The sequence below is a fragment of the Belliella alkalica genome (genome assembly GCF_022549785.1).
In the GTDB taxonomy this organism is placed as follows: domain Bacteria; phylum Bacteroidota; class Bacteroidia; order Cytophagales; family Cyclobacteriaceae; genus Belliella; species Belliella alkalica.
On record NZ_JAKZGO010000014.1, the window covers coordinates 21,112 to 34,087 of the forward strand.

11 protein-coding genes and 1 tRNA gene are annotated in these 12,976 nt (G+C 38.4%); 2 read left to right on the forward strand and 10 right to left on the reverse strand.

The window, feature by feature from the left end; translation table 11 throughout:
• Positions 1-137: 137 nt before the first annotated feature.
• On the forward strand, positions 138-1,667 hold the full coding sequence (locus tag MM213_RS15210) for a cryptochrome/photolyase family protein (RefSeq protein WP_241413634.1): 1,530 nt from the start codon (positions 138-140) through the stop codon (positions 1,665-1,667).
• A gap of 42 nt (positions 1,668-1,709) precedes the next feature.
• Here the strand turns inward: MM213_RS15210 and MM213_RS15215 are convergent, their stop codons facing one another.
• From MM213_RS15215 to MM213_RS15260, 10 genes are all read right to left on the reverse strand, one after another.
• Entirely contained in the window at positions 1,710-2,831 is a 1,122-nt protein-coding gene (locus tag MM213_RS15215; RefSeq protein WP_241413636.1) for a P1 family peptidase, read from the reverse strand.
• 4 nt (positions 2,832-2,835) lie between these two features.
• Entirely contained in the window at positions 2,836-4,260 is a 1,425-nt protein-coding gene (locus MM213_RS15220) for an aldehyde dehydrogenase family protein (RefSeq protein ID WP_241413637.1), read from the reverse strand.
• Positions 4,261-4,434: 174 nt separating this feature from the next.
• On the reverse strand, positions 4,435-5,709 hold the full coding sequence (locus MM213_RS15225; protein ID WP_241413638.1) for a peptidoglycan DD-metalloendopeptidase family protein: 1,275 nt from the start codon (positions 5,707-5,709) through the stop codon (positions 4,435-4,437).
• Between the two features lie 338 nt (positions 5,710-6,047).
• A complete protein-coding gene (locus tag MM213_RS15230) occupies positions 6,048-7,241 on the reverse strand; it encodes a CynX/NimT family MFS transporter (RefSeq protein WP_241413639.1) in 1,194 nt (397 codons plus the stop codon).
• A 137-nt stretch (positions 7,242-7,378) separates the two neighbouring features.
• A complete protein-coding gene (gene hemH, locus MM213_RS15235; RefSeq protein ID WP_241273935.1) occupies positions 7,379-8,413 on the reverse strand; it encodes a ferrochelatase in 1,035 nt (344 codons plus the stop codon).
• A gap of 327 nt (positions 8,414-8,740) precedes the next feature.
• Complete coding sequence (locus tag MM213_RS15240) at positions 8,741-9,226, reverse strand: DUF4252 domain-containing protein (RefSeq protein ID WP_241413640.1); 486 nt, start codon at positions 9,224-9,226, stop codon at positions 8,741-8,743.
• A 407-nt stretch (positions 9,227-9,633) separates the two neighbouring features.
• Positions 9,634-10,158, reverse strand: coding sequence for a DUF4252 domain-containing protein (locus MM213_RS15245; RefSeq protein ID WP_241413641.1), 525 nt, complete (start codon positions 10,156-10,158; stop codon positions 9,634-9,636).
• 5 nt (positions 10,159-10,163) lie between these two features.
• Positions 10,164-10,595 carry a PG0215 family putative anti-sigma factor gene (locus tag MM213_RS15250; protein ID WP_241413642.1) on the reverse strand — a complete coding sequence of 144 codons (432 nt, stop codon included), beginning with the start codon at positions 10,593-10,595 and terminating at the stop codon, positions 10,164-10,166.
• Complete coding sequence (locus tag MM213_RS15255; RefSeq protein ID WP_241413643.1) at positions 10,592-11,074, reverse strand: GFO_1088 family ECF-type sigma factor; 483 nt, start codon at positions 11,072-11,074, stop codon at positions 10,592-10,594. Before MM213_RS15255 ends, MM213_RS15250 begins: the two co-directional genes overlap by 4 nt.
• A 208-nt stretch (positions 11,075-11,282) precedes the next feature.
• A tRNA-Phe gene (locus MM213_RS15260) sits at positions 11,283-11,355 on the reverse strand.
• 107 nt (positions 11,356-11,462) lie between these two features.
• On the opposite strand from MM213_RS15260, the gene MM213_RS15265 reads away from it, so the two are divergent.
• The gene (locus tag MM213_RS15265; protein ID WP_241413645.1) at positions 11,463-12,797 is read left to right on the forward strand and encodes a 4Fe-4S dicluster domain-containing protein; all 1,335 of its coding nucleotides are present in this window, start codon (positions 11,463-11,465) and stop codon (positions 12,795-12,797) included.
• Positions 12,798-12,976: the final 179 nt, after the last annotated feature.

The window sequence follows — 12,976 nt, forward strand, 5'->3', positions numbered from 1 at the left end:
ATTGTAAGATAAGTAATATAATGGCGACAAGATTTTAGCATTGATTTACCATTTCTTGATCTCCTTTAAGAAGTGTTTTTTTGAAATCTATAAACAAATAGTCAATACTTTGGCTTTTTAATAAAAAAGTAGATCACATGTCAAAAATACTACGACTAATATTAGGCGATCAGTTAAATATCAACCATTCTTGGTTCAAAGAAGTCAAACCTGAAGTGACCTATGTCTTGATGGAGATGAAGCAAGAGACAGACTATGTGGTGCATCACATTCAGAAAGTCGTAGCCTTCTTTCTTGCCATGAGAAATTTTTCTGAAGCGCTTTCAGATTTGGGTCATCAGGTGATTTACTTAACACTAGACAATAATAGCAACCAACAAGATTTATCCAAAAACATTAAATATTTATTAAGTGAAAATGAATTTGACAAGTTTCAATACCAGCTACCTGACGAATATCGCCTAGACAAGCAATTGTTGGAAATATGCAAAGAGCTAGAAGTGGAGGCATCCTGTTTTGATACAGAACACTTCCTGACAAGTAGAGATTTTTTAAAGGATTTTTTCAAAGGAAAGAAAACATATTTAATGGAGACATTCTATCGAGAAATGCGAAAGCAGTATGATGTCTTGATGGATGGAAAAGAACCAATGACTGGAAAATGGAACTACGATCATAGCAATAGAAATAAGTTTAAAGATCCGTTACTTTTACAGCCTGCCAAAAGTTTTGGTAAGGATGTTTCTGAAATCATTGAATTACTGGAAAACAATAAAGTAGAGACAATCGGTAAGATTGATAAAAGCCAAATTGAATGGCCAACAAGTAGAACTGAGAGTTTGAGTCTGATTACTTATTTCTGTCAAAAATTGCTTTCAAACTTTGGGGAATATCAAGATGCTATGTACACAGGGGATAAGTTTCTATTCCATAGCCGTCTCAGTTTTGCTTTAAATACCAAAATGATTTCTCCATTAGAGGTGGTTCAGGAAGTTGAAAAATTTTGGTTGAAGCATCAAGATTCAATATCGATTTCCCAAGTTGAGGGGTTTGTTAGGCAGATAATAGGATGGAGGGAATACATGAGAGGAGTTTATTGGGCCAAAATGCCTACATACAAATCGCTCAACTTTTTTGGTCATGACCGAGATTTGCCGGGGTATTTTTGGAATGGAAAGACAAAGATGAATTGCCTGAAGCACGCTATAGGTCAATCTTTGGACTCTGCTTATGCACACCACATACAGCGGCTTATGGTTACTGGCAATTTTATGTTATTGGCAGGAATTCATCCAGATCAGGTTGATGAATGGTATCTGGGAATATATATTGACGCGATTGAGTGGGTTGAAATCACCAATACTCGCGGTATGAGTCAGTATGCAGATGGCGGAATTGTGGGCACAAAACCTTATGTTTCTTCTGCAAATTACATTGATAAAATGAGCGATTATTGTGGGAGCTGCTTTTATAAGAAAAACTTAAAAGTAGGTGATAAATCCTGTCCCTTCAATAGTCTATATTGGCATTTCTACGCTAGAAATGAAGACAAGCTGGCAAAAAACCCAAGGATTGGAATGGCTTATAGAACTTTGGCGAAAATGAAAGACAAGGAAGCAATACTCAAGCAGGCGGAATCTTATCTAGATAATTTGGAGAATTTGTAATTGATTGGTTTGCTATATAAGTGTTATTCATGACAAACCAAATCATCTCTTATTAATGATATCAAGAACCTTTTCTTTTGGAAGGGACTTGATGGTTCGACCATCCTTGCCTTTCATGTCCTCAGCTGCAAACAGGGAGTTCAAAATTGCCTCCTCAGTAGCCTCTATCGTTGCCAGAAACAAAGCTGTCACGTCGTCATTCCCAAGTTCTTTTTTCTCTAATAGGGTCAATGTTTTTTGTTGATGTGGAATTAGGTTTTTTTCATAATTTGAAAAAGCAATGACATAGTCTCCTGAGCCATTGGATGCGATTCCACCAGTCTTTGCCAGGCCCATCATTGCTCTTTGTGCCATTCTTTTGAGGGTTCTTTCGCCAACAGGCGCATTGGTAGCGACTACGATCATGCATGAGCCATCCGCTGACTCCAATTGGTTGCGAAAAGAATATTGATCCAATTCTTTTCCTATTTGAGTACCATTGATTTGTAGAACACCTCCAAAATTTGTTTGGACAAGTACACCTACAGTATAGTCACCTAAGGAAGTTGGGAGTTTTCGTGAAGCGGTACCTATCCCACCTTTGAATCCAAAGCACACTGTGCCGGTACCTGCTCCTACATTGCCTTCTTCTACAAACACATCATTTGCATTGCTGATAGCTTGTAATACATCTTGTTTGGTGATGTGCATGCCACGAATATCATTCAACATCCCATCATTTGTTTCTCCTACCACAGCATTGACAGACTGAACTTTGTCATTCCCATCTTGGCTAAGTGTGTACTGTATTACTCCCTCTATTCCTGCTGCAACACTTAGTGTATTTGTCAATATAATTGGGGATTCTATATTCCCAAGTTCATCAATTTGGGTTGAGCCTGCTAGTTTCCCAAAACCATTTCCCACAAAAACAGCAGCAGGAATTTTATTTTGAAAAAGGTTTCCTTGATGAGGGATAATCGCGGTGACACCTGTTCTAATATCATCGCCCTCTATCTTAGTCAAGTGCCCTACACGCACTCCTGAGACATCAAGAATTGAGTTTTTGCTTCCAGGACTCATTACACCGATCTCTATACCATGACTACGAAGCTTGCCTTGAGAAAAAGAACAAGGTACTGCGCTGAAAAATACGATTATGGAAATAATTAGATAATGTTTCATAGGGTTAAAACCATTTTAATAAAAACGATGTAATTTTCTTTCCTGTAAATCCATAAGGAGGGTAGAGAGATTTGGAAGAAGTAAGGCCTACCCTTTGCTTGAGCACCGCTTTCTCGTTGCTAAAGGCAAGAAAGCCATGATGTCCATGTGCTTTCCCAATTCCTGAGTTATTTATCCCTCCAAATGGGAGTTCATGATGAAGGAAATGTATCACACAATCATTTGTAACGGCCCCTCCTGAGGACGTTTTATTAAGGATAGTGTTGATAGAATTTTCATTATTTGAAAAGACATACAAAGCTAAGGGCTTGGGTTTGGAATTTACAAAACGGATTGCTTCATGAATATCTACATAATTAACAATTGGGAGAATCGGGCCAAATATTTCCTCATTTAATACGTCCATGTTTTCTGATACCTCTGTTAAGATAGTAGGTTCAAAAAAATTCTCATTTACATTTATCTTTCCGCCAAATTCAACTTTTGCGCCTTTTGATATAGCGTCCGATAGTAAAGAATTCAATCTGACTAAATGCTTATCATTTACTATTCTAGCATAATCGTTTGAATGCTCGATACCCTTGTTCTTTGGATTGTACATTTTTGTTATCTCATCATTAAGAGCGTTAACAAAGGGTAATTGTATATCTTGATGAACTAATACATAATCGGGAGCGATACAAGTTTGTCCACAATTGACAAATTTCCCCCAAATAACTTTTGAAGCAGCATCTAGTAGATCTACATCTTTATCAATAATTGCAGGAGATTTACCACCCAACTCCAATGTAACTGAAGAGAGGTTTTCGGCAGCTGCTTTCATGATTATTTTACCCACATTAGGGCTTCCTGTAAAGAATATATGGTCAAACGGTTTGGAAAGTAGGTATTGTGATATTTCTACCTCACCTTCAAACACAGCCACTGTGTCAGGCTCGTATAACTCCTCAATCATCCTTCTAATCAATGCAGAGGCATGAGGTGTCATTTCTGAGGGTTTGATAATAGCAGTACATCCCGCTGCCAAGGCAGAGACCAATGGTCCTATTGCCAAGTTGAATGGGTAATTCCAAGGAGCAATTATCAAAGATGTACCTTTGGGTTCATATTGGATGTACGAGCTTGTTCCGAGAAGGGCGAGTGACCTTGACACTTTTTTTGGCTCCATCCAATCATTGAGGTTCTTGATTACATACTTAATTTCAGATGTTACTGTGAAAATTTCCGAAATGTCTATTTCCGAATATGGTTTCTTGAAATCTGCGTGAATAGCCTTTCTTATGTCATCAAGATGGGTTTTTATCCAATCCAAAAGGTTTTCTAATTGCTTAATTCTGTAATCAGAAGTGCTCTCTCTCAATCTTATTGAGTTGGATTTTTGTAGGGAGAAAGTTTTTGATATTTCTAATTCTATTAATGATTCATCCATTTTGTTTATGATTACTTAATTAGGTTTAAGTTAAACAAAAAAAAGGAATGACTGACAAGACTTTATGGTTATTTAAGTCATATCAAATCATTCCTTTTTTAACTATGTAGCTTAGTAATTTCCCAGTCTGAGATTATTGAAATCAGTCTTCTACATAGGAATATGCTATGGAGATTACTTCTCTGCTACCAATCTCTCCACAGGAGAGCTTATTGGGATATTGGCGAGTAACTGGAGTTTATCAATTTTCACTTGATCAAAGGCCATTCTGTTTGCAGGCAAAATAGGATCTGATGGTGGGATTTTTTCCTGAAGCCAATCGACTTGTTTGCCATTTTTCCAGAATCTAAAACAAAGATGTGGTCCAGTGGCTAAGCCAGTACTTCCCACAAAACCAATAACTTGACCTTGTTTCACCCTTGCGCCAGGCTTCATCCCAGAAGCGATTTTGGACATATGGAGGTATTGTGTAGTGTAAGTTCCATTATGCTTTATTTTTACATAATTACCGTTGGCACTCGTAAATCTTGCTTCTACTACTGTACCCTCGCCCACAGATCTGATTTCAGTTCCTGTTGGCGCAGCATAATCTGTGCCTAGATGTGGCTTGTATCTTTTCTGTACAGGATGATACCTATTGAGATTATATCTTGAACTGATTCTTGTATATTTCAGCGGATCTCTCAAAAATGCTTTTTTGAAGCTGTTTCCTTCTTGATCAAAAAAACTCACTTCTCCATTCTGCTCAAAAGGTATAGCATGGTAAGGAGATCCCATATGCTCAAAATAAGCTGCTTCTATATCTGTAATGCCGACAACTTGACCATCCACTACTTTTTCTTTGTAGACTACTTTGAATTTGTCTCCTTTTTGAAGTCTTTGGAAATCTACTACCCAACCATACATGTCAGCAAACTGATCTATCAGATCTGGTGTAATCCCCAATTGGGTCATGTTTACATAAAGGCTGCTTGAAATTTCTCCACCCAATTCTACATCTCTGTATTCCACAGGTTTTTCTTCTTTGTAGATGGAAACTTCATCTAACTTGAAAACTACGTATTCTGATGGGTTTGGCTCGTATATAAAAAATTGAGCTTCTGAGGAATCGCGACCGGTCAGAACGGTAAATTTTTTGTTGAAAGCGATTTTTCGTACATCAAAAATGTCTTTGGATTTCTTGGCAATTTCGTCGATGATCTGATAGGAGACATTGAAGGGAGCCAAGATTGTCGATAATGTTTGGTTTTTTCCTACAACACCTTCTATTACATCCAGGTCATTGATGTTGATTCCGTATAGAACAAGATCTTCTTTCATTTCTTCCTTAAAATCTTCCACCAACACTTTTTCTTCGTTTTGATTGAAGCCTATTTGATCCCAGAAATGATATAAACCTCCTCCAAGTACTAGTGTGATTAGACTAGCACTTATCCATTTTTTTTGCATTATTTATTGATTTTGTCGGGTTTCCTTTACTCAAAGGAATTTAAATTTAAGTCAAATTCCAAATGTTTAGCTATCAGTTTTCAAATTCATTTGTGTATTACATTTAAATTGTATAAACCAACAACTTTACAATTATGAAACGCTCATCGAAACATTAAATTATATACTGAAAATATAAGTTGTGAGATTATTCTATTTAGAAGTTGATTTAATATTGATAGCGTTATTAAATTTTTATGTTGAGTTTGGAATCTAGTGGAATCCAAATATGGTGTTCTTGGTTTCAGTGCCCGATTTCCCTTTTGATGAAATTAAATTAGTGATCATTTATATTTCCCTTAATCGCCAATCACTCTGGCCCTTCCACTCTTTATCCCAAAAAATGTAAATAGAAGCGTGCAAACGAGCATCAAGTAGATTAGATGGTCCCAATTGCCGAAAATATCGAAAGCAACACCAAACAACAAAGGGCCTAGGGCAGCTAGATAGTAGCCAGCTGACTGAGACATTCCTGATAAGGAGGCAGTCACTTTTTCTGAACCTGTCCTCAAGCCTATAAGGGTATAGGCCAAGGAGATACTCGAACCTAAACCCAATCCTACCAATGTCAAACCCACATAATTTACCCACAGGGTATGGATAAACAAGGAACTGAATCCGATCATATACATGCTTCCCAATACCAAGATGATTCCAACTTGATCCTTGAATTTCACTGCAATAATTGGAGAAATAAATGTACCGAGTAAACCCACTACTTGCATCAATGATATCAAAAGTCCCGCTTCTACAGGGCTCAACCCTCTGGAAATCATCATGTCAGGCAGCCAAGCTAGCAACGTGAAAAATAGCAACGACTGAATCCCCATAAATAAACTCACCTGCCATGCCAACCTGGATTTCCAAACATTGATTTTAATTTCATTTGCATGGATATCTATTATTGGTTTAGGGAATTTCGTTTGTGGTGCCCAAACAAGAATCCCTATCAAGATCAAAATCCCCCAAGATAAAAGAGAGCCCTGCCATCCAAGATTCAAGTCAATAGCCAATGGAGCACTGATCCCCGAAGCGATGGCTGCTGTTAATGTCATTCCAGTAGTATAAGATGCTGTTACGATTCCAATTTTTTGGGGGAGTCTATTTTTGATCAATGGAATCAGTAGCACATTGCAGATTACAATGCCAATTCCAGTCAGTCCTGTCCCAATGTACAACCAATGTGATCCTCCCAAAACCCTTACAATCGATCCTATCAGTAAGATGAATAGCGCTAATAAAATCGCTTGAGAATTACCTAGTTTTTTGCCAATAGCGGCTGAAAACAGTGAAAATGTAGCAAAAGTCAACAATGGCAATGTGGTCAAAAAACCAGCCCACCCGTTGGACAAACCAAGGTCTTCTCTGATCAATGGAATCAATGGGCCCACAGCAGTGATGGACGGACGAAGGTTGAAAGCAACCAACATAATTCCAAGAAATAGAAATCCAGAATTTTTGTAAAGAGGTTGTGAAGCTTGTTTTGTTGACATGATTTGTATTTGACTCGCAATTTGCAAAAAAATAAGGTTCGTGCGAAGGTTTTTCCTTCATTCACGAACCTTTATTGTTGTTAAGAGCTTTTTTGTTAACCGTCAACTGTTGCTGTTGTCGGATGACCGTCGACTGTTTAACTATTCGTCTCTACCAAATCCTTCACACAAGCTACCCAAGTGTCATTTGAATTCAAGCTTGGCACCAAGTCCCATTTTTCGCCTCCTAACTCCTCAAATTCTTCTTTGTATTCCTCACCTACTTCTACGGTGGTTTCTAGACAATCTGCTACAAAAGCTGGAGAGAATACAAGCACTTTTTTGATTCCTTTCTCTGCCAATTCTTTGATCACGTCTTCTGTGTATGGCTTGATCCAAGGGTCTTTTCCTAGTCTTGATTGAAAGCATGTCATCACCTTTTCTTCAGGAAGGCCAAGCTTCGCTGCAAGCAGTCTCGTCGTGTGGAAACACTGTCCCCGATAGCAGAATTGATTTTTCTTGGTGTAGTTGCTACAGCACTTATCAGAAAGTTGGCAGTATCCATCGACAGATCCTTTTCGGATTTGTCTTTCAGGGAGGCCATGATATGAGAAAAGATACATGTCATATTCATCTTTCGCCATCATATCCCTTCCCAACTCAGCCCAAGCTTCCAAAAACAAGGGGTGCTCGACAAAATTGTTGATGAAAGTGATATTTGGAATTATTTGCCATGTTCTGGCTATTTCCATCACCCGGTCGGCCACAGAACCATTTGTAGCAGATGCGTATTGAGGGAAAAGAGGCAATACGATGATTTTTTGAACATTGGCTTTGTTCAGTTTATTTAGCCCATCCTCTATGCTTGGAGTTTGATACCGCATCGCCATTTCTACAATATATTTCTCAGGATCTAATTTAGGGATCAGTTTATCTTTCAAATCCTGCGTGTGGAAAAGCAATGGTGATCCTCTGTCCGTCCACAGTTTGCGGTATTCTTTTGCTGATTTGGGAGCGCGAAAAGGAGCAATGATCAAATTCACCAACATCCATCTCGGAATAAATGGAAAGTCAATCACCCTTCCATCCATCAAAAATTCCCTTAAATATTTTCTAACATCCCCAGTAGCGGTGCTGTCGGGTGTTCCAAGGTTTACTAATAGGACGCCTATTTTTGCTTTATTTTTAGTCATAATGAAGGTATATACGAGAAGAATTCTTTTTCAGAACCAAAAATACACCCTTTGGTTAGAAATATACCATTGAAAAAGTCAATCTTACTTAGATAAGTCTGATAATTTGAGTTAATGATGGCTTTTGATACGAAGGCACAAACATGTATTTTGTTCTTTAGTGCCACTCCAAGGTCTGTGTCCTCATAGGCCTTTTCATAAGAATATGTCTTTCAGATTTTTTATGTTAAAACTTGTACTGTGTTAAAAAGAGAAATGGCTTGTAGGGACATAAGCCATTGGGTCGGAGTTTTGTTCCTTAATGCCTTCGTAGCATATTCCTCAAGTTTACTTACCAACTGATTTTCCTACATCAGAAAGCATCTTCGAATCAAAGTCACCTTTGAGTTCAATAATGATAAAGTCACTATTTTTGTCATTCACCATCAGTACGATGTCATTGATTTTTGAATTGCCTTTGGTGTAGATCATGACATTGTTGTTTTTTTCGCTCACTTCCATCATCAGATCAAACTTCTCTTTTTCCAAGCCTTTTTGAAGCCCCATAAACTCAGCTTTTGAGCTGGCAACAGCTGGGAGTTTAAAGAATTTTACTTTTTCGAGAGATTTTGTAAGCAAAGAGGATTGGTCTTCGTCCAAGTTGATGTTGAAACCTTTGGCAAAATTCATAAAGTTTCCACCGAGATCCATGTGGAAGAAGTCAGGGTTGCCTTTGTGTTTTTGATACAATGCCTCTACCGATTTGCTTTGTGCAAAAGTGTTTTGGGCGATAAGCATAAAGAATGCTGCGAATACTATAAGGTACTTTTTCATAATGATGGAATTATTTGTTTAGTGTGTTTTGTAAATGAGATTCTATTTTTTTAGTGTTCTCGCAAATCCTCTCACATAGAATTACGCAATACCGCAAAGGCGCAAAGACCGCTAAGACTTTATTAATTTCTTTTTATTTTAATTTCTAGGATTTACTTGCCTCTTTTTTCTCCAAGTAAAAAGACATCTCTCTGGAATGCTTTCGGGATCGAGGTGACCTGGTGGTCATTTCGAACGTAGAGAGAAATCTCGAACTTAAATTTATATATACTTTTATTGTTCCCACTTCTTTGTACAAAGACGGAAGGAGACCTCTCTCCCAAATGCTTTCTGGATCGAGGTGACGTAGTCGTAAAAGGCACACTCGTTTTTTTCTAGACTCTCACTTCTTACCTCACGCTTCTTCCTCACTTGCCTCCTTTATACTTCTCCATTCCGGGGATATTGGTTTTGTCTGCGAGGATGTTGAGGTCTTCGTAGGTGAAATTCCCAAGCATGCTGAGCAGCGTGAAGTTTTCTACCGAACCTGTGAGCATCAATAGTTCCCTGACTCTGCCTCCTTCTTCCCGTACCATGAATTTCACACTTGAAGCCTTGTCTTGGATGTCCATCAATTCTTCGTATTTGTTTTTTGTCAAAGTGGACATTGCTTCATCATAAAGTGGCTTTCCATTGATTTTTTCAGCAGTAAGAATTCTGATACCTCGGATTTTGGTGATCAATTCACCAAGGTCTGCGGCTTCTTTATCTGTTTTGACATCATTGGATTTGAGAAAGCCTCCAGCCATTTGCATCATCTTTGGACTGATATATACTCTTGAAAAGCGGTCATCATCCATGTATTTGGAGAAAAACTTGACGATAGCATCGTCTTGTGCCTGTACACCTGAGACGATCAGGAATAGTGACAGGATTAAAGTAACTCTTTTCATAATATTTATTTTTCTTCTTTTGATTGAAATATTTCTTGAGGGGTGTTCAAATGCTTGAAGTCCTCCATCACCTGCATGCTACTTGTTCCTTTTTCCAGCTGTGCATTGATCAATGCAAAAGCTTGCATGACTTCCAGATAGGCTTGTTTTTCAGCTTCTTTTTGTTGGTATTGCCAAATTGCTATGCCTGATACAAAAAGGATGATCAATCCAGCAGCGATATTCATCCAGATTGGAAGTCTTGATTTTGGTGTTTGATTTGGGAGTGAAAATGGTTTTTCACTTAGGTTTGATAGCTCTTCAATTCCAAGAAAAAAGGCTTTTTCGGATTCATATCCTTCGATTTGGGAAAGGATAAGGCGTAGCCTTTTTTCTTCATGCAATGAAGTCTCACCGTCCCAGTATTTATCTAATAATATTTCTAATTCCTCTTTCATTTCTGTTGCATTAAGTAATCCCGCAATGACTTTCTGGCTCTGTGGAGGTTGACCTTGACTTGGTCTAAGCTTACCTCCAGGTAATCGGAGATTTCTTCGTAACTCAAACCTTCTACTTCTCTTAGTTGAAATACTTCCCGCTGTTTGTCTGGTAATTTCTCCAGGAATTTGAATACCAATCGCAGCCTCTTTGGGCTTTCGTCATCATACTCCTTCGTTTCTTCCTCAAACTCTTTGTCCCCGAGTGACTCTAGTCTTTTGGTGGAGCGGAAATGTTGCAAGCTTTCGTTTTTCAGACTTCTTACCATCCAGCCTGTAGGGTTTTCCATTTTTTGAAGATCATTTCTTTGGAGCCATGCTTTTTCAAAAACCTGCTGTAGCACATCATTGGCGACATCTCTGTCTTTTACCCAGAGATATGCCATGCGGTATAGCTTGCTTTTTAGAGGCCAAATATGTGCTTCAAAAAATGTCTTCATTCAGGTAGGTGATGCATGAGTTTGGGAAATGTTACAGCAATTTGAAAAAAAATACCAACTTAGACTCAATTTAAATTATTCAAATAAATAGTATGCATGCCTACTATTTATTATTTTGCACTGTCAACAAAAGAAACAATGAGCCCAAGAAATCAACATACTGAAAAAATACAAGGCATAAAAAAAGTCCCGAAAAATTCGGGACTTGTGGTGATGAGTGGATTCGAACCACCGACTCACGGATTTTCAGTCCGATGCTCTACCAACTGAGCTACATCACCGTTTACCGTTTAAAGTGATGCAAAGGTAGATATTTGTTGCTTTCTTGCAAATGAATCGACCAAAAAAAATATAAATATTTCAGTCCAAATACACTAATACATACAATATGAGCATTTTACCTCAGATAGTTTTTCTTCTGATTTTTGCCGTAGCAGGTTATTTTCTCTTCAAGAGAATCTCTTATCTCAAAAGAAACATATTTCTCGGCAAAGCAGAATCTAGAAATGATCGTCCAGATGAACGTTGGAAAACGATGCTTTTGGTCGCTTTAGGTCAAAAGAAGATGTTTAAAAGAATCATTCCAGCATTTCTTCATCTATTGATTTACGTGGCATTTATTGTCATCAATTTGGAGGTTTTGGAATTTGTGATCGATGGGATTACCGGAAGTCATAGAATCTTTGCTCCTTTCTTGGGAGGGTTTTATGGTGTTGCCATGAATATCTTTGAATTTCTGGCCATAGCTGTTTTGGTTTCCTGTTTTGCTTTCTTGATTAGAAGAAATATCATGAGAGTAGATCGTTTGACCAAGTCAGAGCTGAAAGGATGGCCTGCAATGGATGCAAATCTGATTTTGATTATTGAAATCGTATTGATGTTTGCCATTTTGACGATGAACGCCACCGATCAGATACTTGCAACAAGGGGAGTGGAAGGTTACACGCTGCTGAATGGATTATTCTTCAGTGATTTGATACAACCTTTGTTTATCAATATGAGTGATTCTGCTTTGGTATTCATTGAGAGATTTGCTTGGTGGTTCCATATTGTTGGGATTTTGGCATTTGCTATATATGTGACTTACTCCAAGCATTTGCATATATTCTTGGCATTCTCAAATACTTGGTATTCGAACCTGAAGCCAAAAGGTGAAATCAGCAACATGCCTGAAGTAACGAATGAAGTAAATATGATGCTTGGAATCCCTGTAGAGGGCAATCAAGAGCCTCCTGCTGAAATCAGTAGATTTGGGGCAAAAGACATCAATGACCTGAGTTGGGTCAATGTGATGAATGCTTACAGCTGCACCGAATGCGGTAGATGCACAGCAGAGTGTCCTGCCAATATCACTGGGAAGAAGCTATCACCCAGAAAAATCATGATGGATGTTCGTGATAGAGCGGAAGAAGTTGGTAGAAGCATAGATGCGGGTGGGCCAGGATTGGAAGATGGGAAGTCACTTTTGGGTGACTATACAACCAAAGAGGAAATCAATGCTTGTACCTCCTGCAATGCCTGTGTAGAAGCTTGTCCAGTAAATATCGATCCATTATCGATTATCCTTCAGATGCGAAGATACGTCGCAATGGAAGAGTCGGGTACTCCTGCACAATGGAATGCGATGTTCCAAAATATGGAAACTAGCTTTTCCCCTTGGAAATTTGCCCCAACCGATAGGTTCAACTGGGCTGAGAAAATCAAGGATGAAGAAGTTAAGTAGAAAGGAGAAGCAAGAGACGAGAAGCAAGATGCGAGAGCCAAAGAAGCGAATGTCCTGAAATGTGATAGGGTCATATCGAACGAAGTGAGATATCTCCCCGCAATTCTGCGGAACAGGCTTCTTGCGGTCGATATGACTTGGTTATAAAACCAGGATGTAAGTTAAAAAAATGTCTAACC

Coding starts and splice junctions, on each gene's coding strand:
- MM213_RS15265 (WP_241413645.1), top strand. CDS start 11,463: ATGAGCATTTTACCTCAGATAGTTTTTCTTCTGATTTTTGCCGTAGCA.
- MM213_RS15255 (WP_241413643.1), bottom strand. CDS start 11,074: ATGAAGACATTTTTTGAAGCACATATTTGGCCTCTAAAAAGCAAGCTA.
- MM213_RS15215 (WP_241413636.1), bottom strand. CDS start 2,831: ATGAAACATTATCTAATTATTTCCATAATCGTATTTTTCAGCGCAGTA.
- MM213_RS15230 (WP_241413639.1), bottom strand. CDS start 7,241: ATGTCAACAAAACAAGCTTCACAACCTCTTTACAAAAATTCTGGATTT.
- MM213_RS15210 (WP_241413634.1), top strand. CDS start 138: ATGTCAAAAATACTACGACTAATATTAGGCGATCAGTTAAATATCAAC.
- MM213_RS15240 (WP_241413640.1), bottom strand. CDS start 9,226: ATGAAAAAGTACCTTATAGTATTCGCAGCATTCTTTATGCTTATCGCC.
- MM213_RS15225 (WP_241413638.1), bottom strand. CDS start 5,709: ATGCAAAAAAAATGGATAAGTGCTAGTCTAATCACACTAGTACTTGGA.
- MM213_RS15220 (WP_241413637.1), bottom strand. CDS start 4,260: ATGGATGAATCATTAATAGAATTAGAAATATCAAAAACTTTCTCCCTA.
- hemH (WP_241273935.1), bottom strand. CDS start 8,413: ATGACTAAAAATAAAGCAAAAATAGGCGTCCTATTAGTAAACCTTGGA.
- MM213_RS15245 (WP_241413641.1), bottom strand. CDS start 10,158: ATGAAAAGAGTTACTTTAATCCTGTCACTATTCCTGATCGTCTCAGGT.
- MM213_RS15250 (WP_241413642.1), bottom strand. CDS start 10,595: ATGAAAGAGGAATTAGAAATATTATTAGATAAATACTGGGACGGTGAG.